Origin of the sequence: Enterobacter genomosp. O (genome assembly GCF_001022965.1) — a bacterium.
In the GTDB taxonomy this organism is placed as follows: domain Bacteria; phylum Pseudomonadota; class Gammaproteobacteria; order Enterobacterales; family Enterobacteriaceae; genus Enterobacter; species Enterobacter cloacae_L.
This window is the reverse complement of sequence record NZ_LECZ01000025.1, coordinates 390,909-414,496: the sequence shown is the minus strand read 5'-3', so window position 1 is coordinate 414,496 and position 23,588 is coordinate 390,909. Positions and strand designations below refer to the sequence as shown.

20 protein-coding genes and 3 tRNA genes are annotated in these 23,588 nt (G+C 53.8%); 6 read left to right on the top strand and 17 right to left on the bottom strand.

From position 1 onward, the window contains the following. Positions 1-199 precede the first annotated feature (199 nt). The 5 genes from lnt to miaB form a co-directional block, all read right to left on the bottom strand. Positions 200-1,738 carry an apolipoprotein N-acyltransferase gene (lnt, locus tag ABR39_RS11885; RefSeq protein WP_047347095.1) on the bottom strand — a complete coding sequence of 513 codons (1,539 nt, stop codon included), beginning with the start codon at positions 1,736-1,738 and terminating at the stop codon, positions 200-202. A gap of 5 nt (positions 1,739-1,743) precedes the next feature. Then, the gene (gene corC / locus ABR39_RS11880) at positions 1,744-2,622 is read right to left on the bottom strand and encodes a CNNM family magnesium/cobalt transport protein CorC (protein ID WP_021242574.1); all 879 of its coding nucleotides are present in this window, start codon (positions 2,620-2,622) and stop codon (positions 1,744-1,746) included. 89 nt (positions 2,623-2,711) lie between these two features. After that, a complete protein-coding gene (gene ybeY, locus ABR39_RS11875) occupies positions 2,712-3,179 on the bottom strand; it encodes an rRNA maturation RNase YbeY (protein ID WP_047347094.1) in 468 nt (155 codons plus the stop codon). Then, positions 3,176-4,222: a PhoH family protein gene (locus ABR39_RS11870; protein ID WP_047347093.1), complete on the bottom strand. Its 1,047-nt coding sequence runs from the start codon at positions 4,220-4,222 to the stop codon at positions 3,176-3,178. Before ABR39_RS11870 ends, ybeY begins: the two co-directional genes overlap by 4 nt. A 163-nt stretch (positions 4,223-4,385) precedes the next feature. Next, positions 4,386-5,810, bottom strand: coding sequence for a tRNA (N6-isopentenyl adenosine(37)-C2)-methylthiotransferase MiaB (gene miaB, locus ABR39_RS11865; RefSeq protein WP_028012350.1), 1,425 nt, complete (start codon positions 5,808-5,810; stop codon positions 4,386-4,388). A 135-nt stretch (positions 5,811-5,945) separates the two neighbouring features. On the opposite strand from miaB, the gene ubiF reads away from it, so the two are divergent. Beyond that, complete coding sequence (ubiF, locus tag ABR39_RS11860; protein WP_047347092.1) at positions 5,946-7,121, top strand: 3-demethoxyubiquinol 3-hydroxylase; 1,176 nt, start codon at positions 5,946-5,948, stop codon at positions 7,119-7,121. A 110-nt stretch (positions 7,122-7,231) separates the two neighbouring features. Here the strand turns inward: ubiF and ABR39_RS11855 are convergent. From ABR39_RS11855 to nagB, 8 genes are all read right to left on the bottom strand, one after another. Then, positions 7,232-7,306: transfer RNA gene (locus ABR39_RS11855), tRNA-Gln, on the bottom strand. A 36-nt stretch (positions 7,307-7,342) separates the two neighbouring features. Then, positions 7,343-7,417, bottom strand: a tRNA-Gln gene (locus ABR39_RS11850). 40 nt (positions 7,418-7,457) lie between these two features. Continuing rightward, a tRNA-Met gene (locus ABR39_RS11845) sits at positions 7,458-7,534 on the bottom strand. Between the two features lie 227 nt (positions 7,535-7,761). Beyond that, positions 7,762-9,426 carry an asparagine synthase B gene (gene asnB, locus ABR39_RS11840; protein ID WP_010428626.1) on the bottom strand — a complete coding sequence of 555 codons (1,665 nt, stop codon included), beginning with the start codon at positions 9,424-9,426 and terminating at the stop codon, positions 7,762-7,764. A 249-nt stretch (positions 9,427-9,675) separates the two neighbouring features. Then, positions 9,676-10,428, bottom strand: a complete 753-nt coding sequence (gene nagD, locus ABR39_RS11835) for a ribonucleotide monophosphatase NagD (protein WP_008501057.1) — start codon at positions 10,426-10,428, stop codon at positions 9,676-9,678. A 45-nt stretch (positions 10,429-10,473) separates the two neighbouring features. Beyond that, positions 10,474-11,694 (bottom strand): DNA-binding transcriptional regulator NagC, encoded by a 1,221-nt coding sequence (nagC, locus tag ABR39_RS11830; protein ID WP_021242995.1) that lies wholly within the window; start codon positions 11,692-11,694, stop codon positions 10,474-10,476. A gap of 8 nt (positions 11,695-11,702) precedes the next feature. After that, positions 11,703-12,851, bottom strand: coding sequence for an N-acetylglucosamine-6-phosphate deacetylase (gene nagA / locus ABR39_RS11825; RefSeq protein ID WP_047347091.1), 1,149 nt, complete (start codon positions 12,849-12,851; stop codon positions 11,703-11,705). Between the two features lie 55 nt (positions 12,852-12,906). Then, entirely contained in the window at positions 12,907-13,707 is an 801-nt protein-coding gene (nagB, locus tag ABR39_RS11820) for a glucosamine-6-phosphate deaminase (RefSeq protein WP_047347090.1), read from the bottom strand. A gap of 328 nt (positions 13,708-14,035) precedes the next feature. On the opposite strand from nagB, the gene nagE reads away from it, so the two are divergent. From nagE to chiQ, 4 genes are all read left to right on the top strand, one after another. Then, on the top strand, positions 14,036-16,057 hold the full coding sequence (gene nagE, locus ABR39_RS11815) for an N-acetylglucosamine-specific PTS transporter subunit IIBC (protein WP_072059238.1): 2,022 nt from the start codon (positions 14,036-14,038) through the stop codon (positions 16,055-16,057). A gap of 169 nt (positions 16,058-16,226) precedes the next feature. Continuing rightward, on the top strand, positions 16,227-17,894 hold the full coding sequence (gene glnS / locus ABR39_RS11810; protein WP_047347088.1) for a glutamine--tRNA ligase: 1,668 nt from the start codon (positions 16,227-16,229) through the stop codon (positions 17,892-17,894). 446 nt (positions 17,895-18,340) lie between these two features. Further along, positions 18,341-19,756 carry a chitoporin ChiP gene (gene chiP / locus ABR39_RS11805; protein ID WP_047347087.1) on the top strand — a complete coding sequence of 472 codons (1,416 nt, stop codon included), beginning with the start codon at positions 18,341-18,343 and terminating at the stop codon, positions 19,754-19,756. Between the two features lie 47 nt (positions 19,757-19,803). Continuing rightward, entirely contained in the window at positions 19,804-20,133 is a 330-nt protein-coding gene (chiQ, locus tag ABR39_RS11800; protein ID WP_047347385.1) for a ChiQ/YbfN family lipoprotein, read from the top strand. 106 nt (positions 20,134-20,239) lie between these two features. Here the strand turns inward: chiQ and fur are convergent, their stop codons facing one another. The 4 genes from fur to ybfF all read right to left on the bottom strand — a co-directional run bounded on the left by fur (position 20,240) and on the right by ybfF (position 22,852). Continuing rightward, entirely contained in the window at positions 20,240-20,686 is a 447-nt protein-coding gene (gene fur / locus ABR39_RS11795) for a ferric iron uptake transcriptional regulator (protein WP_023310771.1), read from the bottom strand. 290 nt (positions 20,687-20,976) lie between these two features. Beyond that, a complete protein-coding gene (gene fldA, locus ABR39_RS11790; protein WP_008501067.1) occupies positions 20,977-21,507 on the bottom strand; it encodes a flavodoxin FldA in 531 nt (176 codons plus the stop codon). Between the two features lie 155 nt (positions 21,508-21,662). Then, on the bottom strand, positions 21,663-21,950 hold the full coding sequence (gene ybfE / locus ABR39_RS11785; RefSeq protein WP_023334913.1) for a LexA regulated protein: 288 nt from the start codon (positions 21,948-21,950) through the stop codon (positions 21,663-21,665). Positions 21,951-22,078: 128 nt separating this feature from the next. After that, the gene (gene ybfF, locus ABR39_RS11780; RefSeq protein ID WP_047347086.1) at positions 22,079-22,852 is read right to left on the bottom strand and encodes an esterase; all 774 of its coding nucleotides are present in this window, start codon (positions 22,850-22,852) and stop codon (positions 22,079-22,081) included. A gap of 183 nt (positions 22,853-23,035) precedes the next feature. Between ybfF and seqA the strand changes: the two genes are divergently transcribed. Further along, complete coding sequence (gene seqA / locus ABR39_RS25650; protein ID WP_047347085.1) at positions 23,036-23,584, top strand: replication initiation negative regulator SeqA; 549 nt, start codon at positions 23,036-23,038, stop codon at positions 23,582-23,584. Positions 23,585-23,588: the final 4 nt, after the last annotated feature.

Genomic DNA, 23,588 nt, shown 5'->3' with positions numbered 1-23,588 from the left:
TCGGTGCTACCGATGATCTACGGTGGTGCGACTAAGTTGCACGTTAAGCCAAACTGCGTTTACCTGAATAAACAAAGCAATAGGCGTGCCAGAATTGAACTTTGGAGGGAACTGTCGGGTGGCGCTGACGCTTACCCGACCTACGGGAACGAAATGTAGGCCGGGTAAGCGTCAGCGCCACCCGGCAAAGGAGGTAAGGTTATTTACTACGCTGACGCAGGCTCATCAGCACCGCGCCAAAGCCGAACAGCACGGTCAATATCCACAGCGGCCAGTTGCCGGTACGGGCGTATGGCGTCAGGCCGGATGTTGGCGTGACTTTTGTGGTCAGCACTTCCCGGGTGAACTGCGGGATCATGGACTGAATTTCACCCTGCGGTCCAATCACGGCGGTGATGCCGTTGTTGGTGCTGCGCAGCAGCGGACGCGCCAGCTCCAGGGAGCGCATCCGCGCCATCTGGAAGTGCTGCCACGGGCCAATTGACTTACCAAACCAGGCATCGTTAGAGATAGTTAGCAGGAAGTCCGTGTCCGGGCGGAAGTTGTCGCGCACCTGCTCGCCGAGGATAATCTCATAGCAAATGGCCGCCGTCAGAGCAAATCCGTGCGCATGCAGCTGGGGCTGAACGTATGGCCCGCGGCTGAAAGAGGACATCGGCAGGTCAAAGAACGGTGCCAGCGGGCGCAGAATTGACTCCAGCGGAACAAACTCACCAAACGGCACAAGGTGGTTCTTGTTGTACCGGTCAGTGGAGTTGTAGCTGTACTCGCTGTCTTTGCCGAGCGTAATGATGGTGTTGTAGGTGTCGTAGCGGTTCTGCTGATTCAGACGCGCATCAACAATCCCGGTGATCAGCGTGCTGCCACGCGAGAGCAGCAGGTCGTTCATCATGTTGAGGAACGGCTGCTGGTTAATCTCCAGATCGGGGATCGCCGACTCTGGCCAGATAATCAGCTGTGATTTACCCATCACCTCTTCCGTGGCGTTGGCGTAGATCTTCAGCGTATTCAGCAGCTCTTTCTCGTCCCACTTCATGGACTGCGGGATATTTCCCTGAACCATAGAAACCTGCGTGGCGCGTTCGGGCTCAAGGGTGAACCACTGGATATAGCGCAGCGGGAAGGGCAGAGCGAACAGCACCAGCGCCACAACCAGCGGCTTCCAGCAGCGTGTCACCAGCGCCAGTACCAGCAGGCCGCTGACAACCATCAGCAGGAAATTGATGGCCTCAACGCCCATCACCGGCGCCAGGCCTTTCAGGGGGCCATCAATCTGACTGTAGCCGAACTGCAGCCATGGGAAGCCTGTCAGCACCCAACCGCGCAGGAACTCGGTAAGTTGCCAGACCACCGGCGCGGCAATAGCGACGCGCAGCCAGGTCGTTTTCGGCCACAGGCGAGAAAGGATGCCTGCGAACAGACCGGTATACAGCGAGAGATACGCAGCGAGCAGCACCACCAGGAAGACGTTAACCGGGCCCGGCATACCGCCAAACTGGGCGATGCTGACATAGACCCAGTTGATACCTGAGCCAAATAGCCCCAGTCCCCAGAAGTAGCCGATGGCGGCAGCCTGTACCGGACGACGATTCAGGGTCAGACCCTGTAGTCCCATCAGGGAGAGAATGGCCGCAGGCCAGATGTCGTAAGGAGAAAAAGCCAGCGTACCGCTGGCTCCGAGTAACAGCGCCAGCAGCAAACGGACGCGCTGGCGTTCAAGAAGTGAGGCAAATGCCATTTACATTAATCTTCCAGTTTTGGCACCGGTGAATCGTCCGGCGTTCTGACGTGAACCTGTATAATACGTCGGCTGTCGGCCATTGCCACTTTGAACTGGTAACCGTCAATGTCAACGGTCTCGCCGCGCGCCGGAAGATGGCCAAAGGCCTGCATCACCAGCCCGCCAATGGTATCAACCTCTTCATCGCTGAAGTGGGTACCGAAGGCGTCGTTGAAGTCTTCAATCGAGGCCAGCGCGCGCACGGTCCAGGTGTGGCGGCTGAGCTGACGGAAGTCGATGTCTTCCTCTTCGTCATACTCATCTTCGATTTCGCCCACGATCAGCTCAAGAATATCTTCGATCGTGACGAGACCGGACACGCCACCAAATTCATCAATAACAATCGCCATGTGGTAACGCTGCGAGCGGAACTCTTTCAGCATCCGATCCACACGTTTACTCTCCGGCACGACCACGGCCTGGCGTAACACTTTTTCCATGCTGAAGGCTTCGGCATCGCTGCGCATAAACGGCAGCAGATCTTTCGCCATCAAAATCCCTTCGATGTGATCTTTGTCTTCGCTGATAACCGGGAAACGCGAGTGGGCGGATTCGATGATGACATCGAGGCACTCGTCCAGCGTCTGGTTGCGTTTCAGGGTGATCATCTGCGAACGGGGGATCATGATATCGCGGACGCGCTGGTCGGCGATGTCCATAACCCCTTCGAGCATTTCGCGCGTATCTTCGTCGATAAGGTCGTTCTGCCCGGAATCACGAATCAGCTCCAGCAGTTCATCACGGTTTTTCGGTTCGCCGTGGAAAAGCTGGTTCAGAATGAGGGAGAAAAATCCCTTTTTACTGGTTGTCGTGTCGCTACTGTGTGAATTGTCGTCGCTCATGGCGTTTGTTAAGGGTTCTCTTGTTAGTTCAACGTTTACCGCCACGCGATGTCCTTTCGTGGCGGCATGTTAATCCGTCAGGTGACGGACTATTCTTTCTCGGCAATGTACGGATCCTCATAGCCCAGAGCAAGCATTATCTCTGTCTCGAGGGTCTCCATCTCTTCCGCTTCGTCGTCTTCGATATGATCGTAGCCGAGCAGATGCAGGCTGCCGTGTACCACCATGTGCGCCCAGTGGGCCTCAAGGGGTTTTTGCTGCTCTTTGGCTTCCTGTTCAACCACCTGACGGCAGATGATCAGATCGCCCAATAGCGGCATCTCGATACCCGGCGGCGCTTCGAACGGGAAAGAGAGCACGTTGGTCGGCTTATCTTTCCCGCGATAGGTCAGGTTAAGCTCGTGGCTTTCTGCTTCATCCACCAGGCGAATCGTGACTTCTGATTCTTCCTGAAACTGGGGGATAACGGCATCCAGCCATTTCTGAAACTGTGCCTCATCTGGCATGCCGGAATTATCTTCACAGGCCAGCTGTAAATCGAGGATCACCTGACTCATTTCTGTTCTTGCTCCTGCGCTTCGCGCTTACGTTCTGCGGCCAGTTCGGCCTTACGCTTCTGATCCGCCTCTTCCCAGGCTTCATAAGCGTTAACGATACGCGCGACCACCGGGTGGCGTACCACGTCTTCACTGTGGAAGAAGTTAAAGCTGATTTCGTCGACCTCGGCCAGCACCTCAATGGCGTGGCGAAGGCCCGATTTGGTGCTGCGCGGCAGGTCAATCTGCGTTACGTCACCCGTAATGACTGCCTTTGAGTTAAAGCCGATACGCGTCAGGAACATCTTCATCTGTTCGATGGTGGTGTTCTGGCTTTCATCGAGGATGATGAACGCATCGTTCAGCGTACGGCCACGCATGTAGGCGAGCGGAGCAACTTCGATAACGTTACGCTCAATGAGCTTCTCGACCTTCTCAAAGCCCAGCATTTCAAACAGCGCATCGTATAAAGGGCGCAGATACGGGTCGACCTTCTGGCTCAGATCGCCCGGCAGGAAGCCCAGTTTTTCACCCGCTTCAACGGCAGGGCGGGTCAGCAGGATACGCCGGATGTCCTGGCGTTCCAGCGCATCAACCGCAGCGGCAACGGCCAGATAGGTTTTACCCGTACCCGCCGGACCCACGCCGAAGGTGATGTCATGGTCAAGAATGTTGGCGATGTACTGCGCCTGGTTTGGCGTGCGCGGCTTAATCACGCCACGTTTGGTCTTGATGTTAATGGCTTTGCCATAGTCCGGCACGCTTTCCGCGCTCTGTTCCAGCACGCGCGCCTCTTTAATGGCGAGGTGGATCTGTTCCGGTTCGATATCCTGAATTTCGCCGCGCATCGGGGCGGTATCAACATACAGGCTACGCAGAATGTCCGCGGCGGCGTTGACGCAGATAGGGCGTCCGGTAAGTTTGAAATGATTATCGCGACGATTGATTTCGATACCCAGACGTCGCTCCAGTTGTTTGATGTTGTCATCAAACGGCCCGCACAGGCTCAGCAGGCGAGCGTTGTCTGCTGGCTCAAGGCTAATTTCACGCGTATCTATGTTCAAACTGTTCCTCTTTGATTGGTTAACTGATCCGTTGCGACAGGGCGTAATAAAACGGTCATTACCGAAATTATTCACGCCATAGAATAAAGGCGCAAGCGTTGCGGATGATATTGGGGACGATAAGAGGAAATACAAGGCCTGCCGGAAAGGCAGGCCATGAGGATTAAGGCTGGTAAATTCCCACGCCAGAATCATTTTCTTTGCGGGTACGCGAAATCACGGATTCCGGCGACTCTGCAATACGCAGGCCCATTTCGTCTTCGGTACGTACCACTTTTGCGCGCAGCGAGTTGGTCAGCACTTCGACAATCTCGACGTCCACGAATTTACCGATCATGTCCGGGGTGCCTTCAAAGTTCACCACGCGGTTGTTCTCGGTACGGCCGGAGAGTTCCATAATGCTCTTGCGTGAGGTGCCTTCTACCAGAATGCGCTGAACGGTGCCGAGCATACGGCGGCTCCAGGCATTGGCCTGCTGGTTGATGCGCTCCTGCAGAATATACAGACGCTGCTTTTTCTCTTCTTCCGGTACATCGTCAACCATATCGGCCGCGGGCGTTCCCGGACGCGCTGAGAAGATGAAGCTGTAGCTGACGTCAAAGTTCACTTCGCCGATGAGCTTCATGGTGCGCTCGAAGTCATCAGCGGTTTCGCCAGGGAAGCCGACGATAAAGTCAGAGCTTATCTGGATATCCGGGCGGGCTTCACGCAGCTTACGGATGGTCGACTTATACTCCAGCACCGTGTGCGGACGGCCCATCAGGTTCAGCACGCGGTCAGAGCCGCACTGAATCGGCAGGTGCAGGAAGCTCACCAGCTCTGGCGTATCGCGATAGACGTCGATGATGTCGTCGGTAAATTCCATCGGATGGCTGGTGGTAAAGCGAATGCGGTCGATGCCGTCAATCGCGGCGACCAGACGCAGCAGTTCGGCAAAGCTGCCGGTGGTGCCGTCGTAGTTCTCTCCGCGCCAGGCGTTAACGTTCTGGCCCAGCAGGTTCACTTCGCGTACGCCCTGTGCGGCCAGCTGCGCGATTTCAAACAGAATGTCATCTGCCGGTCGGCTGACTTCTTCACCACGGGTGTACGGCACCACGCAGTAGGTACAGTACTTGTTGCAGCCTTCCATGATGGAGACGAAGGCGGTCGGGCCATCGGCGCGCGGCTCCGGCAGACGGTCAAATTTTTCGATTTCCGGGAAGCTGACGTCAACGACCGGGCTGCGATTGCCGCGAACCTGGTTGATCATCTCAGGCAGACGGTGCAGGGTCTGCGGGCCAAAGACAATATCCACATAGGGGGCTCTCTGACGGATCAGCTTGCCTTCCTGCGACGCGACGCAGCCACCCACGCCGATGATCAGGTCCGGATTTTTTCGCTTAAGGAGTTTCCAGCGACCTAATACGTGAAAGACTTTTTCCTGCGCTTTTTCACGAATGGAACAGGTGTTCAGCAGCAGCACGTCCGCTTCTTTCGCATTTTCAGTCAGCTGGTATCCGTGGGTGGTATCCAGCAGATCGGCCATCTTGGATGAATCGTATTCGTTCATCTGACAGCCCCAGGTTTTTATATGGAGTTTTTTAGTCATCGACTTGCTCAGCTCAGGATTGCAAGCCGCGTATTGTAATGCTTTGGTGGGGTTGTGACCAGTATGAAGGTTATGTGTCTCAGGACCGAAAAAATCCGGTAAACTTAAGGGATTCTCCAATAAGGAAAATTGACCATGACACTCCAACACACCGAAGTTGCCGTTGTCGGCGGCGGTATGGTCGGCGGCGCGCTGGCGCTGGGGCTGGCGCAGCAGGGATTTGAGGTAACGGTAATTGAACAGTCGGCGCCTGCGCAATACGATCCGGCGGCCAAACCGGATGTGCGTATTTCCGCTATCAGCGCGGCCTCCGTTGATCTGCTGCGCGGGCTGGGCGTATGGGAGGCGGTGCTGGCGATGCGCGCGCATCCTTACAGCCGCCTTGAAACCTGGGAGTGGGAAAATGCCCACGTCGCGTTTGATGCCGCCGAGCTGAAGCTACCGCGCCTGGGTTATATGGTGGAAAACAACGTGCTCCAGCGGGCGCTCTGGCAGGCGCTGGAGGCGCACCCGAAGGTAACGCTGCGTGTTCCGGCGTCGCTTAAGGCGCTGCATCCTCACGATAGCGGCTATTTACTAACGCTCGACAGCGGCGATGAACTGGCCGTGAAGCTGGTCATCGGAGCGGACGGTGCCAACTCGCAGGTCAGGCAGATGGCGGGTATTGGGGTTCATGCCTGGCAGTACGAGCAGTCCTGTATGCTGATTACCGTCCAGTGCGAGAAGGCGCCGGGAGAGAGCACCTGGCAGCACTTTACCCCGAATGGTCCGCACGCCTTTTTACCGCTGTTCGATAACTGGGCGTCGCTGGTGTGGTACGACAAACCGGCGCGCATTCGCCAGCTGCAGGGGCTTTCAATGGAGCAACTGCAGCGGGAGATTCACATGCACTTCCCGAACCGTCTGGGCAACGTTACGCCGGTCGCTGCAGGGGCGTTCCCGCTCACGCGCCGTCACGCTTTGCAGTACGCCCGCGAAGGGTTGGCGCTGGTGGGCGATGCAGCACACACCATTCACCCGCTGGCCGGGCAGGGTGTAAACCTGGGGTACCGTGACGTTGAGGCGTTACTGGATGTACTTGGCAGCGCCCGCGGACATGCAGAAAACTGGTCCAGCCATCAGGTTCTGAAGCGTTACCAGACGCGACGCATGGCGGATAACTTTATCATGCAGTCGGGAATGGATCTGTTCTATGCCGGGTTCAGCAATGACTTAGCCCCGGTGCGCATTCTGCGTAATATTGGGTTAATGGCGGCGGAACGCGCCGGTGGCTTGAAGCGTCAGGCGCTCAAATACGCCCTGGGACTCTAATATTTATTCCCTCTCCCCGTGGGAGAGGGCCAGGGTGAGGGCATCAGGCTACTCAATTCTGAACAACAAAAACAAAAAAGCCCGCAGAGCGGGCTTTTTTGTTACTTAAGTGGCTGGGGTGCAGGGATTCGAACCCCGGAATGCTGGTATCAGAAACCAGAGCCTTACCGCTTGGCGACACCCCAATTGCGTTAAACAAACTGCTTAACGACTTTTTAAATTGGCTGGGGTACGAGGATTCGAACCTCGGAATGCCGGAATCAGAATCCGGTGCCTTACCGCTTGGCGATACCCCAACAATTTGTCTTGATTACCGAAAAATCGACAATCTAAATTTGGTGGCTACGACGGGATTCGAACCTGTGACCCCATCATTATGAGTGATGTGCTCTAACCAACTGAGCTACGTAGCCATCTTTTTTCGCGTTACCTTATCGGCGTTGCGGGGCGCATTATGCGTATAGACCCTTGCAGCGTCAACACCTTTTTCAACGAAAATAGCCGGAATGTGACTGTTTGGTTAGGTTGCGAACAGCGTGACCGAATATTCGGCAATTATTGGTTATTAATCGGTTTTAGACGATGAAATGTGAGGCAAAAAAATAGGGCCCCCTGAGGGGCCCTGGTGCGATTTGAGTGATTATTTGTAGGCCGACTGGTGAACGCCTACCGCACGTCCTGATGGATCGTTCATGGATTTGAACGATTCATCCCATTCAATCGCTTTAGCAGAAGAGCAGGCGACGGAAGGACCACCCGGTACGCACTCCGCAGCGCTCGGAACCGGGAACAGCTCTTCAAAAATTTCGCGGTACAGATACGCCTCTTTCGAGCCTGGCGTGTTGTACGGGAAGCGGAAGCTAGCGGTTTCCAGTTGCTGGTCAGAAACCTGTTTTGCCGCCACCTCTTTCAGGGTGTCGATCCAGCTATAGCCTACGCCATCAGAGAACTGCTCTTTCTGACGCCAGGCAACGCTTGCCGGCAGGTAGGATTCAAAACATTCACGCAGGATATGTTTTTCCATTTTGCCGTTGCCGCACATTTTGTCCTGCGGGTTGATGCGCATCGCCACGTCGAGGAATTTCTTATCCAGGAACGGAACGCGTGCTTCAACACCCCATGCCGACATCGCTTTGTTGGCACGCGCGCAGTCAAACATATGCAGAGCCTGCAGCTTACGCACGGTCTCTTCGTGTAGCTCTTTGGCGTTCGGCGCTTTATGGAAGTACAGGTAGCCGCCAAACACTTCGTCAGAACCTTCACCGGAAAGCACCATTTTGATACCCATCGCTTTGATCTTACGCGACATCAGGTACATCGGCGTGGAGGCGCGAATTGTCGTTACGTCATAGGTTTCGATGTGATAGATCACATCGCGGATCGCATCCAGGCCTTCCTGCACGGTGAAGTGAATTTCATGGTGCACAGTACCCAGGTGGTTTGCCACTTCCTGCGCGGCCTTCAGGTCAGGTGCCCCTTCCAGGCCCACGGCAAAGGAGTGCAGCTGTGGCCACCAGGCTTCTGAGCGCTCCTGATCTTCCACGCGGCGCGCGGCGAATTTCTTGGTGATCGCGGAGATCACGGAGGAGTCCAGACCGCCGGAGAGCAGCACGCCGTATGGCACGTCAGACATCAGGTGGCTTTTAACGGAATCTTCCAGCGCCTGACGCAGCTCGGCTTTGTCCGTGACGTTGTCTTTCACCGCGTCGTAGTCGAACCAGTCACGCTGATAATACTGACGGATCTCGCCGTCTTTGCTCCACAGGTAGCTGCCCGCCGGGAACTCTTTAATGGTACGGCAGACCGGCACCAGGGCTTTCATTTCAGACGCAACATAGAAGTTACCGTGTTCATCGTGGCCCATGTACAGCGGGATAATACCAATGTGGTCACGGCCAATCAGGTAGGCGTCTTTTTCACTGTCGTACAGGGCGAATGCGAACATGCCCTGCAGGTCGTCGAGGAATTCGGGGCCTTTCTCCTGATACAGCGCCAGGATGACTTCACAGTCAGAGCCGGTCTGGAAGGCGTAGCGGTCGCCGTACTCGGCGCGCAGCGCCTGATGGTTATAGATCTCACCGTTGACAGCAAGCGCGTGCGTTTTTTTCTCGTTATACAGCGGCTGTGCACCGGCGTTGACGTCAACAATAGACAGACGTTCGTGAGCCAGAATCGCTTTGTCACTGGCGTAAACGCCGGACCAGTCCGGGCCGCGATGGCGCATCAGGCGGGACAGTTCGAGTGCTTTTTTACGCAGTTCGCCCGCGTCAGTTTTAATATCCAGTACGCCAAAAATTGAACACATAACCTTCTCCGTTAACCCTGTTGCTTTGTAATGTTGCTTGCTTATGAAAATGCCGCAAAGGGGCAGGGCGCGCAAGCGTTTTACGGGTGAAAGCGGAAATAGTGCAATGGCGGTTGCGGATCAGTGAAAAAGGCGTATGTCATGAGCGCATTTATTGATGATTATGCAATGAAAGCGCTTTTTTGTTAGATGGGGTTGTGTTTTGCGGGCGTAAAATTAAAGAACCACGCCTTCAGGCGTGGTTCGGTATCAGATGATGTCAATTTCATCAACGGAGGGGTAGATCCAGCTTGGCCGGAACGGCATCGAGTCTATGTCATCAAGCTGAGAGACGCCGGAGAGCACCAGAATCGTCTCCAGACCCGCCTGGAAACCGGCCAGAATGTCGGTGCGCAGGTTGTCGCCGACGATAACGGTTTCTTCAGAGTGGGCCTGCATCTTGTTGAGCGCGGCGCGGATGATCCACGGGCTTGGCTTGCCAACGTAGAAAGGCTTGCGCCCGGAGATTTTCTCGATACCGGCACATAGCGCGCCGCAGGCCGGATAAAAACCACGGCCATGGGTATCCGGGTTGGTCGCAATAAAGCGCGCGCCGTTAGCCACAAAGAAGGATGCCTTATGCATCATCTCCCAGTTATAGGAGCGCGTTTCACCCACAATCACAAAGTCCGGGTTGACATCGGTGATGGTAAAGCCCGCTTTGTACAGCTCGTGGATCAGCGCGCCTTCACCGACAACGTAGGCTTTTTTCCCTTCCTGACGCTTCAGGAAATCCGCCGTGGCCATCGCCGAGGTATAAAACACGCTGTCCGGGACGTCGACACCCGCCGTCGCAAAGCGGTTTGCCAGATCCTGACCGGTCTGAGAAGGGTAGTTCGTGAGAAGAACCAGAGGCATTCCTTTGTCGATGATGCGGTGAAGAAACTCCGCAGCACCCGGCACGGCAACGTTGTCGTGCATCAGCACGCCGTCGATATCACAAATTACATTCTTAATGGTCATGGACAGTCCGACATCAAAAAAAGAAGGCGTTACTATAAGGTCCGATCAACTTTCCAGCAAATGCTGCAGCAGAATTCCGTTGAGCATGGCGCGTTTGACCAGCGCGAATGCGCCAATCGCCGAGCGATGGTCAAGCTTTGAACGAACCACCGGAAGGTTCTGGCGGAATGCTTTTAGCGCCTGGGTGTTAATACAGCCTTCAATAGCGGGCAGCAGTACCTTTTCCGCCTCCACAATTTCACCCGCGATAACCACTTTTTGCGGGTTAAACAGGTTAATGGCGATGGCGATGGTTTTCCCCAGATGGCGCCCCACCTGCTCGATCACTTCACAGGCCAGCGCGTCGCCCTTATTGGCGGCTTTACAGATGGTGCCTATCTTACAATCGTCGAGCGTGACGCGGCTTTGATAACCCTGCTCCAGCAGATGGCGAACGCGCTGCTCAATGGCGGTGTTGGCGGCAATGGTTTCAAGGCAACCGAAGTTGCCGCAGTGGCATCGTTCCCCGAGGGGTTCAACCTGAATGTGGCCGATCTCACCAACGTTACCGTTGCGACCAATAAAAATTCGGCCGTTAGAGATAATGCCTGCGCCCGTACCGCGGTGAACGCGCACCAGAATAGAGTCTTCGCAGTCCTGGCTCGCACCAAAGTAGTGCTCAGCCAGCGCCAGAGAGCGAATGTCGTGGCCCACAAAGCAGGTCACTTTGAAACGTTTTTCCAGCGCGTCGACCAGCCCCCAGTTTTCAACCTGAATGTGCGGCATATAGCGGATCACGCCGCTTTCCGGGTCGACCAGGCCGGGCAGAATGACGGAAATAGCGATGAGTTCGCGGATCTTGCGCTGACAGCTTTCAATAAACTGCGCGATGGTATTCAGCAGCGCATGCTCCAGCGTCTCCTGGGTGCGCTCCGGCAGGGGATAGTGCTCTTCCGCAATGGCTTTGCTGCTCAGATCGTAGAGCGTGAGCGTGGTGTCATGACGACCCAGCCGGACGCCAATTGCCTGAAAATTGCGGGTTTCGGTAATAATGGAGATCGCGCGGCGGCCCCCAGTGGAAGCCTGCTGATCGACTTCTTTGATCAGACCGCGCTCAATGAGCTGGCGGGTAATTTTTGTCACGCTGGCGGGAGCAAGCTGGCTTTGTTCGGCTATCTGGATACGTGAGATTGGCCCGTGTTGGTCAATCAGGCGATATACCGCCGCACTGTTAAGTTGTTTAACGAGATCGACATTACCAATTTGAGCTTGTCCGCCAGGTGTCATACTTTTACTTACTCAGTGACGACCTCGTTACCATTAACGATGGTCTTAATAATTTTATAATCGTGTGTGAATGCCGTCAGGTTTGCAACCATACCTGGTGCAATTCCGCCAAGCTGTTTATCCACGCCCATTGCGCGAGCTGGATAAAGGGTGGCCATACGCAGGACTTCATCAAGCGCAATCCCGCAATGCTCAACCAGGTTACGCACCCCTTCAATCATGGTCAAAGAGGAACCACTCAGCGTACCGTTTTCATCCACACACAGTCCATTGCGGTAGTATATTGTTTTACCGGCAAAAATGAACTGCTCAATATTTGCACCTGCCGGGGCGGTGGCATCTGTTACCAGACAGAGCTTGTCACCTTTCAGCCGCTTGGCATTGCGAATGTTGGTGTAATCGACGTGTAAACCGTCCGCGATAATGCCGCAGTAAACGTCTGGCTCATCCAGAATCGCGCCGACCAGACCCGGTTCACGCCCCGTGATGTACGGCATGGCGTTATAAAGGTGCGTCGCAAAGGTAATGCCCGCGCGGAAGCCGGCTTTGGCCTCTTTCAGCGTGGCGTTAGAATGGCCCGCTGAAACAACAATCCCGGCGGCGGCCAGTTTGCTGATGACGTCAGTGCCGGTCATTTCAGGCGCCAGCGTCACTTTGGTGATGACATCGGCGTTCGCACACATGTAGTCAACCAGTTCCGCATCAGGTTTACGCACGTAATTCGGGTTATGCGTCCCTTTCTTGACCATATTCAGCCATGGCCCTTCAAGGTGCAGACCCAGCGCCTGATTCGGATATTTGGCCAGGTATTCGCGCATCACGCGGATACCCTGCTTCATGAGGTCATCACTGCTGGTAATGAGCGTTGGCAGATAGCTGGTGCAGCCTGATTTCTCGTTGGCTTTCTGCATGATCTCCAGCGTTTCGACCGTTACCGCATCGGCGGAGTCATTAAATTGCACACCGCCGCAGCCGTTCAGCTGTACGTCGATGAAACCGGGGGAGATTACTGCTCCATTGAGTGAGCGCTGTTCAATCTCCGGCGGCAGCTCTGCCAGCGGGCAAACACGTTCAATCAGGCCATTGGCGATAACAATCGCATGGTCATCCAGAATTTCATGGCCGGTATAAATCCGACCGTGGGTTAAAGCGTACATAACGACCCCCGGTTAAAAAAAGCGGCCGCCTCTTGATGAAGAGGCGGTTATTCAATTACAGACCTTTGATGTTCTCAGCTTCTAACTCGTTGAAGTATTTCAGCGTTTTCACCTTCAGCTCCATCGTGGACGGCTCGTCGCAAACGATGACTGATTTAGGATGCAGCTGCAGGCAGCTGATGGTCCACATATGGTTCACGTTGCCTTCAACGGCAGCCTGCAGCGCCTGCGCTTTCACGCCGCCCAGGACCAGAATCATCACTTCTTCGGCATCCAGCAGGGTGCCTACGCCTACGGTCAGGGCGTATTTTGGAACCTGGTTAACGTCACCGTCAAAGAAGCGGGAGTTTGCCACGCGCGTGTCATGGGTCAGCGTTTTAATACGCGTACGGGAAGCGAGAGATGACGCCGGTTCGTTAAACGCGATATGACCGTCGTTACCTACACCGCCCATGAACAGGTGGATTTTACCGTAGGAACGGATTTTTTCTTCATACTGACGGCATTCTGCGTCAATATCCGGCGCGTTTCCATTCAGCAGGTTAATATTTTCAGATGGAATATCAACGTGATCAAAGAAATTGCGGTGCATAAAGCTATGGTAGCTTTCCGGATGTTCTTTCGGTAAGCCGACGTATTCGTCCATATTGAAGGTCACAACATGTTTGAAGCTAACCTGGCCTGCTTTGTGCATCTCTACCAGGGCTTTATACGCGGTCAGCGGTGTGCCACCCGTCGGAAGGCCAAGGACGAAAGGACGATCGGCGGTCGGTTTGAACGCGTTAATGCGGTTAACGATATGGCGAGCGGCCCATTTGCCGACTTGTTCAGCAGTTGCCAGGGGAATCAGTCTCATTGTTCACCTCAAGAGTTAAAGTAGAAGAGTGGGCGGATGGCTATCGGAACCTGATGCTTAAGCGTAACCTGGAACCTTTCAGGCCGGATCAATCCGTCTTGATTTTTCGAATGATAAAATAAGTTTTCGTTGTTAGCCAGTGAAAGGGAGGGTAATAAACGATATTTGGTGACAAAAATCACAAAAAGTACGCGTTTAATTTGCGATACGAATTAATTTTTCACACACTCACAATGCCAGTGAATCATCAACTGTATATATAGTTCGTGACACAATAAAAAACAGAGCTGAGAACATGCCTTAAACGGGGTCTCATAGGGGGAAGAAAGTGAGTATTCTAGGTTATTTACAAAAGGTTGGTCGCGCACTGATGGTGCCGGTCGCCACGCTGCCTGCCGCAGCCATCCTGATGGGTGTCGGCTACTGGATCGACCCCAACGGCTGGGGTAACACCAGCGCGCTGGCGGCGTTCTTTATCAAGTCAGGCTCCGCCATTATCGACAACATGTCCGTATTGTTTGCGATTGGTGTGGCTTACGGTATGTCCAAAGACAAAGACGGTGCCGCTGCGCTGACCGGTTTTGTCGGTTTCCTCGTGTTAACCACTCTCTGCTCGCCTGCAGCGGTGGCCATGATCCAAAAAATCCCGGCGGACCAGGTTCCGGCGGCATTCGGTAAGATCAGCAACCAGTTTGTCGGTATCCTTGTGGGTATCATCTCTGCCGAACTGTACAACCGCTTCAGTAGCGTAGAGCTGCCAAAAGCGCTGTCGTTCTTCAGCGGTCGTCGCCTGGTGCCTATTCTGACCTCCTTTGTGATGATCTTCGTTGCGTTCATCCTGATGTACATCTGGCCGGTTATCTTCGACGGTCTGGTGAACTTTGGTGAACACATCCAGAAACTGGGCTCCGTCGGTGCGGGCGTGTATGCGTTCTTCAACCGTCTGCTGATCCCGGTTGGTCTGCACCACGCGCTGAACTCCGTATTCTGGTTCGACGTTGCAGGTATTAACGATATCCCTAACTTCCTGGGTGGCGCACAGTCCATCGAAGCAGGTAAAGCGGTTGTCGGTATTACCGGTCGTTACCAGGCAGGCTTCTTCCCAATCATGATGTTTGGTCTTCCAGGCGCTGCGCTGGCTATCTACCACTGCGCGCGTCCAGAAAACAAAGCGAAAGTGCTGGGTATTATGATGGCGGGCGCGTTTGCGGCCTTCTTCACCGGTATCACCGAGCCGCTGGAATTCTCCTTCATGTTCGTGGCGCCTGTACTGTACGTGATCCACGCTGTGCTGACCGGTATCTCCGTGTTTATCGCGGCAAGCATGCACTGGATTGCGGGCTTTGGCTTCAGTGCGGGTCTGGTGGATATGGTGCTTTCTTCCCGTAACCCGCTGGCAACCCACTGGTGGATGCTGATCCCACAAGGTCTGGTGTTCTTCGCGATCTACTACATGGTGTTCCGTTTCACTATCACCAAATTCAACCTGATGACCCCGGGTCGTGAACTGGCCGTGGCCGGTAGCGAAGCGGATGGTCAGGATGTGAACGTGAGCGGTGCTCAGGATCAGGACGTATCGGGTCTGGCGCGTCAGTACATTGCCGCTGTCGGCGGTTCTGACAACCTGACCGGCATTGATGCCTGTATCACCCGTCTGCGTCTGAACGTGAAAGATTCTTCTCTGGTAAACGAAGCGCTGGCGAAACGCCTGGGCGCGTCCGGTGTTATCCGCCTGAACAAAACCAGCGTGCAGATTATCGTCGGCTTCGTTGCAGAAAAAATTGCCAACGCAATGAAAACGACCGGCCCGGTTGCAGCCGCTGAAGCAAGCGCTGCGCCTGCTGCCGCTCCTGCAGCTGCAAAACCGCAGGCGGTACCTAACGCCAAAACGGTTGCCGCGCTGGTGTCTCCCGTCACCGGTGAGGTCGTTGCGATTGAGCAGGTGCCTGATGAAGCGTTCGCCAGCAAAGCGGTCGGTGACGGTGTTGCGGTGAAACCAACGGACAAAACCGTTGTGTCTCCTGCTGCCGGTACCATCGTGAAAATCTTCAACACCAACCACGCGTTCTGCCTCGAAACCGAAAATGGCGCGGAGATCGTTGTCCACATGGGTATCGATACCGTTGCGCTGAACGGTCAGGGCTTTACTCGTCTGGTGGAAGAGGGCGCTGAAGTGGTGGCCGGCCAGCCGGTTCTGGAAATGGATCTGGACTTCCTGAACGCCAACGCGCGCTCCATGATAAGCCCGGTGGTTTGCAGCAACATCGACGACTTCAGTGGCCTGGTCATTCAGGCGAAAGGTCAGGTTGTTGCGGGTCAAACGCCGCTGTATGAGATTAAAGGCAAGTAATCGCTCCTGAGTAGAGTCATGCCTTAAGCGGCGGGGGATATCCTCCGCCGCTTTTTTTTGCAGCAAATGCCCCCATTATTTTCTTCAGAGCCGTTTTAAGGGTTGTCACTACGTCCGGCTTATAAGATCATATGCCGTTATACGTTGTTTACGCTTTGAGGAATCCACGATGAGTGAGGCAGAAGCCCGCCCGAGTAACTTTATTCGTCAGATCATCGATGAAGATCTGGCCAGTGGTAAGCACACCACAATTCATACCCGCTTCCCGCCGGAGCCGAACGGCTACCTGCATATCGGGCATGCAAAATCTATCTGCCTGAACTTTGGCATTGCCCAGGACTATCAGGGGCAGTGCAACCTGCGTTTCGATGACACCAACCCAGTAAAAGAAGACATCGAATACGTTGAGTCCATTAAGAACGACGTGCAATGGCTGGGCTTCAACTGGTCTGGCGATATCTGCTACTCCTCTGACTATTTTGATCAGCTGTACGCCTATGCGGTTGAGCTGATCAACAAAGGTCTGGCGTATGTCGACGAGCTGTCTGCTGACGAGATCCGTGAATACCGCGGAACGCTGACCGCACCGGGCAAAAACAGCCCGTTCCGCGATCGCAGCGTTGAAGAGAACCTGGCGCTGTTTGAAAAAATGCGTGCCGGTGGCTTCGAAGAAGGCAAAGCCTGCCTGCGTGCCAAAATCGATATGGCGTCTCCGTTCATCGTGATGCGCGATCCGGTGCTGTACCGTATTAAATTTGCTGAACACCATCAGACCGGTAACAAGTGGTGCATCTACCCGATGTACGACTTCACCCATTGCATCAGCGATGCACTGGAAGGCATCACCCACTCCCTGTGTACGCTGGAGTTCCAGGACAACCGTCGTCTGTACGACTGGGTACTGGATAACATCACCATTCCTGTGCATCCGCGTCAGTACGAGTTCTCTCGTCTGAATCTGGAATACACCGTGATGTCCAAGCGTAAGCTGAACCTGCTGGTGACCGACAAGCACGTTGAGGGCTGGGATGACCCGCGTATGCCGACCATCTCTGGTCTGCGTCGTCGTGGTTATACTGCCGCGTCTATTCGTGAGTTCTGCAAACGTATCGGCGTGACCAAGCAGGACAACACCATTGAAATAGCTTCTCTCGAATCCTGCATTCGCGAAGACCTCAACGAAAACGCACCGCGTGCGATGGCGGTCATCGACCCGGTGAAGCTGGTTATCGAGAACTATCCGCAGGGTGAAAGCGAGCTGGTCTCCATGCCTAACCATCCGAACAAACCGGAAATGGGCAGCCGCGACGTGCCGTTCAGCGGTGAAATCTGGATCGACCGCGCTGACTTCCGCGAAGAAGCCAACAAGCAGTACAAGCGTCTGGTGTTGGGTAAAGAGGTGCGTCTGCGTAATGCCTACGTCATCAAAGCCGAGCGCGTAGAGAAAGACGCGGAAGGGAACATCACCACCATCTTCTGTTCATATGACGCTGAAACGCTGAGTAAAGATCCGGCGGACGGCCGCAAGGTGAAAGGCGTTATTCACTGGGTGAGCGCGACGCATGCGCTGCCGGTAGAAATTCGCCTGTATGACCGTCTGTTCAGCGTGCCTAACCCGGGTGCTGCTGAAGACTTCCTGGCGACCATCAACCCAGAATCTTTGGTGATCAAGCAGGGTTATGCAGAGCCTTCCCTGAAAGCCGCTGAAGCGGGTAAAGCGTTCCAGTTCGAGCGTGAAGGTTACTTCTGCCTGGACAGCCGTTACAGCACCGCGGAAAAACCGGTATTTAACCGTACCGTTGGTCTGCGTGATACCTGGACCAAAATCGGCGAATAATAACGCTGCATTGGTCAATGAGAGACAAACGCCGCTTATTGCGGCGTTTTTTTATTTAACGATCATATCGTTAAAGCAGGGGGGGAATAATATCGAGGAAAATATCAGGTCAATGTGGTGCTACTTATTTTTCTGAAAAAAGTTTGTTTTTTATCATCAATACGCAATTTGTAAAAAGTAACAGCAATTAACGATCTTACCCTCTGAAATTTAATGGCGTGCCCCGCCAAATCTCGCCCTCCGGCAAATGTTACAAAGCGCTACCAATTATGTGCACTTCGTCATAATCCTGACTTTTGTCCGCTGAAAAGCATTGATAATTCGCGTCGCGAAAAATAACCTAAAGACGGTAGTTAATTCGAGGGTATTTATAACTACCCCTGACCATTTGGTCTTTTTTATTTTCGCCGTTTCAGGCGTTTTAATTCGTCAAAGAGGAATAATCTATGCGTACGTTCAGTGGCAAACGTAGTGCGCTGGCGCTGGCTATTGCCGGTGTGACAGCAATGTCGGGCCTGGTCGTTACACCAGAGGCGAAAGCCGCAGGTTTCATCGAAGATTCTACCCTCACGGGCGGTATTTATTACTGGCAGCGTGAACGTGACCGTAAAGACGTCACCGAAGACAAATACAAAACTAACCTTTCTCACTCCACCTGGAACGCTAACCTCGACTTCCAGTCAGGCTATGCCGCAGATATGTTCGGTCTGGATATTGCTGCGTTTACCGCGATCGAAATGGCGGAAAACGGCGACAGCGGCCACCCGAACGAAATTGCCTTCTCCTCCAGCAACAAAGCCTATAAAGAAGACTGGTCCGGGGATAAGAGCGGAATCAGCCTTTATAAGGCCGCAGCGAAATTTAAATACGGCCCGGTGTGGGCGCGCGGTGGCTATATTCAGCCCACCGGCCAGACGCTGTTAGCGCCGCACTGGAGCTTTATGCCAGGCACCTATCAAGGTGCAGAAGCCGGGGCTAACTTTGACTACGGTGATGCGGGTGCGTTGAGCTTCTCTTATATGTGGACCAACGAATATAAAGCACCGTGGCATATCGAAATGGACAAGTTCTACCAGGGCGATCGTAAAACGCGGGTAGATTATCTTCATTCTCTTGGTGCTAAGTACGATTTCAAAAATAATCTGGTGCTTGAAGCGGCATTTGGTCAGGCACAAGGATACATGGACCAGTATTTTGCCAAAGCATCTTATAAGTTCGATATCGCCGGAAGCTCACTTTCGACCAGCTATCAATTCTATGGTGCGCGAGATAAAGCAGACGCACAAAATAACCTGCGTACCAACGATGAAGTGGCACTTGCCAGGGACTTATATGACGGCACGGCCTGGCTGCAAGCTTTAACCTTTGGCTACAAGATTGGCCAGGTGGATCTTCGTCTTGAAGGCACGTGGGTCAAAGCTGATGGTAATCAGGGCTTCTTCTTACAGCGCATGACACCAACCTATGCATCTTCTAACGGTCGCCTGGATATCTGGTGGGATAACCGCTCTGACTTTAACGCCAATGGTGAAAAAGCAGTCTTCTTCGGGGCGATGTACGATCTCAAAAACTGGAATCTTGCAGGTTGGTCAGTGGGGGCTTCCTATGCTTACGGTTGGGATGCTAAACCAAGTAGTGCCCCAATCTACGATCAGAGCCAGCGCTTGAAGGAATCCGCCTATAGTCTGGATGCTGCGTATGTACTGCAGGATGGAAGAGCCAAGGGCACAATGTTCAAACTGCACTTCACCCAGTATGACAACCATTCTGACCTGCCTAGCTACGGTGGCGGATATAACAACATCTTCCAGGATGAGCGTGACGTGAAATTCATGGTTATCGCACCGTTCACCATCTTCTGATGAATCGTCCGGCGGGTTAGCGCCCGCCGGACCGGAGACTGCACATGATGAAAAAAATCGTAATTGTCGCGCTGCTGGCGTCGGGGCTGGTGGCGTGTTCTCAGAGCCAGGCACCTAAAGAAGACTCCCGGCTGAAGGAGGCCTATAGCGCGTGCATCAATACCGCTGAAGGCTCGCCGGAGAAAATTCAGGCCTGCCAGAGCGTATTGAATGTGCTGAAAAAAGAGAAGGCGCATGAGCAGTTCGCAACGCAGGAAAATGTTCGCGTGATGGATTACCAGGCCTGTATCCAGGCGCGTAAAACCGGTAACGATCAGGAAGTGGCGAAGCGTTGCGACCAGATCTGGAAAGAGATCCGCAGCAATAACAGTAATTAACCTGCTGTTATCATGCCCGGTGGCGCTACGCTTACCGGGCTTTTTTATACCTGAATACAGGCAAAAAAAAGCCAACCTTGCGGCTGGCTCAGAGTATGAAGACTGATTATTTTGCGTCGTGCGCGTGGTCATCTTCGCGGCAGTCGCCTTCAGCGCAGTGACCGTAAAGGTACAGGCTGTGGTTGGTCAGGCGGATGCCATGACGCGCGGCGATTTCACGCTGGCGTGATTCAATGGAATCATCGCTAAATTCAATGACCTTGCCGCAATCGAGGCAGATCAGGTGATCGTGGTGCTGCTGCTGGGTCAGTTCGAAAACAGATTTACCGCCTTCGAAATTATGACGGGTAACAATGCCCGCGTCATCAAACTGGTTCAGCACGCGATAGACGGTAGCCAGCCCAATCTCTTCACCCATGTCAATAAGACGTTTATAGAGGTCTTCCGCACTGACATGGTGATTGTCTGGACCCTGAAGCACTTCGAGGATTTTTAACCGAGGAAGCGTAACTTTCAGGCCAGCCTTCTTTAATGCGGTATTGTTGTCAGTCATGCGGAATCTGTCCTGTTGCTAAACGATTCACTTCTGTAGGAAGTGACAGAAAATGCACCCGGGATAATGCGTCTCATTATAGAACTGCCATGGCTAAATGAAAACTGCAAGTCTCAGGCAAAATATGCTTATAAAAACGTGGTATCACCAACAAACTTGCTCAATGGAAAACCACGTTTATCAGGGAGACATTGTACAGGTCTGGGCGAAAAAGTTAAAAGATTGTAGCGATTAATTTAATCGGTTTGACCTGGAGCACGGGCGCAGCCGCCGCTGCGCCGCGATAAAAATCAGGCGTTAAGAATATCGTCCAGGTGCAGTTCCTCACGGATCTGCTTAACCCATTTCTCAACGCGCTCTGCCGTCAGCTCTGGCTGACGGTCTTCGTCGATGGCCAGACCCACGAAATGATCGTCATCGGCCAGGCCTTTAGACGCTTCGAAGTGGTAACCGGCAGTTGGCCAGTGGCCAACGATCACTGCGCCATTCGGCTCAATGATGTCGCGGATAGTCCCCAGCGCGTCACAGAAGTACTCGGCGTAGTCTTCCTGATCGCCGCAGCCAAACAGGGCGACCAGCTTACCGTTGAAGTCGACTTCTTCCAGCGTCGGGAAGAAATCATCCCAGTCGCACTGGGCTTCACCGTAGTACCAGGTTGGAATACCCAGCAGAAGAATGTCATAGCCTTCGAGATCTTCTTTGCTGCTCTTGGCGATGTCATGCACATCAGCAACGTCTTTACCGAGCTGTTTTTGAATGTTTTTTGCGATATTTTCGGTATTGCCGGTATCACTGCCAAAGAAAATGCCGATGATTGCCATGAGTAAAATAACCTCTTGAAACTTAATAGTATGGTGGCGCAATTCGGCCACGGATAAGGGCAATAATAGCAGAACTGGCAACCCTGCGGAAACAGCTATCGCGCAGGACTGCACTCCGTGCTACATGAAAAGGGCGATAAAGGGGATTTTCAGACTTATGCCTGGCTGCGTAACGTCTCAAGCTGGGCGATCAACATCTCTTCAATGAGCTCGCTGCGGCTGATATTTCGCGCGTCAGCCAACTCGTTAAGCGCATCGACGGCGTCGGCGTTAAGCTTCAGTTCGACACGCTTAAGCCCACGATTTTTATCGCGTTTAAGCTGGTTGCGTTTATTGATACGCAGCTGTTCATCGCGCGAAAGCGGATTCGTCTTGGGTCGTCCCGGTCGACGCTCATTCGCGAACAGATCTAGTGTCGTACGGTCCGTTTGTTCTTTGGCCATGATTCTGAGACTTCGGGGGAAACACGCCGCCCTGCTAATGCCCGGGCGATAAGCGCGCCATCATACATCACCAAAAACGGCACGCCAACGACTGGAAGCCCGCAGCCTTCCAGTCGCTCTCTTTTTAATCAATTCGCAGTATCAGCGAGATAGCGGCGAATGGCGCGCAACACGGCGTCAGGTTTTTCTGCGTGAACCCAGTGTCCGGCCCCGGCAATCACGTGGGCGCGCGCCTGCGGGAATTGTGCCAGCAAGGTGTCGCGGTACGCGTCGGTAATATAAGGAGAGTTACCGCCACGAATGAAGAGGGTAGGGTGTGGCCAGGCAGGTACCGTTTTCCAACCCACGATATTGTTGTACTGCTCCCAGAGCGCCGGCACGTTAAAACGCCATTGTCCGTCAACAAACGACTTCAGCAGGAACTGCACGACGCCTTCTTCATCAAGATGGTCACGCATGACCGCAGCCGCCTGTTGGCGGGTCGCGACACCCGCTTCAGTGACCGCATTGATGGCGGCAAAAATCTCGTCGTGACGGCGGACGTCATAATCCACGGGCGCGACATCAATCACCACTAGGCCGTTAATACGCTCCGGCGCAAGCGCCGTCAGGGCCATCACCGCTTTGCCGCCCATTGAATGCCCGATGAGCGTCACCTTCTGCAGGCCGTTGGCGTCCAGCGTATCCAGCAGATCCTGCGCCATCGCGGCGTAGGTCATTTCGTCTGAACGCCCGGAAAGACCGTGATTGCGCATATCGACCTGTAAAATATCGTGATCGGTAACCAGATCGCGCGCCAGCACGCCCAGGTTATCCAGGCTGCCAAAAAGCCCGTGAACCAGTACGATGGGAGAATTATTGTTCGGCGATTGTGCAGTTTGCGCTCGGGTATTCAATTTCATGGCAAAGTTCTTTTTTTACGTATGTCAGGTTAGGGTATCATGTTGACCATTCTGCCGCCCGGCTGCAAGGTTCCAGTTTAATCTGACTTTTGCTGCCAACCTGGTTTGACGCTATCCGCTGTTGGGATTTGACCCTATAATCCCAATGACTTGTATTCAGATAAGAAATCGCACTGGATTAAGATGAAAACAATCGAAGTTGATGACGAACTCTATCAGTATATTGCCAGCCAGACGCGGCATATCGGGGAGAGCGCGTCCGACATTTTACGGCGCATGCTTAAAATTTCCGCCGCTTCACAGCCTGCTACCCCAGTCACCAAAGATGTCGTGTCTCAGCCGAGCGTTGTTGCACAGGCTAAACCTGCCGTGACACCGGCAAAAGATAAAGTGCGCGCGATGCGCGAGCTGCTGCTGTCCGATGAATATGCGGAGCAGAAAAAGGCGGTTAACCGCTTTATGCTGGTGCTGTCTACACTTTATTCACTGGATAACAAGGCGTTTGCTGAAGCGACCGAGTCGCTGCACGGTCGTACTCGCGTCTATTTCGCGGGTGACGAGCAGACGCTGCTGCAAAATGGCAACCAAACCAAACCTAAACATGTCCCAGGCACTCCGTACTGGGTGATCACCAATACCAATACGGGCCGCAAGTGCAGCATGGTTGAACATATCATGCAGTCCATGCAGTTCCCGGCGGAATTGATTGAAAAGGTTTGCGGTACAATTTAACCCT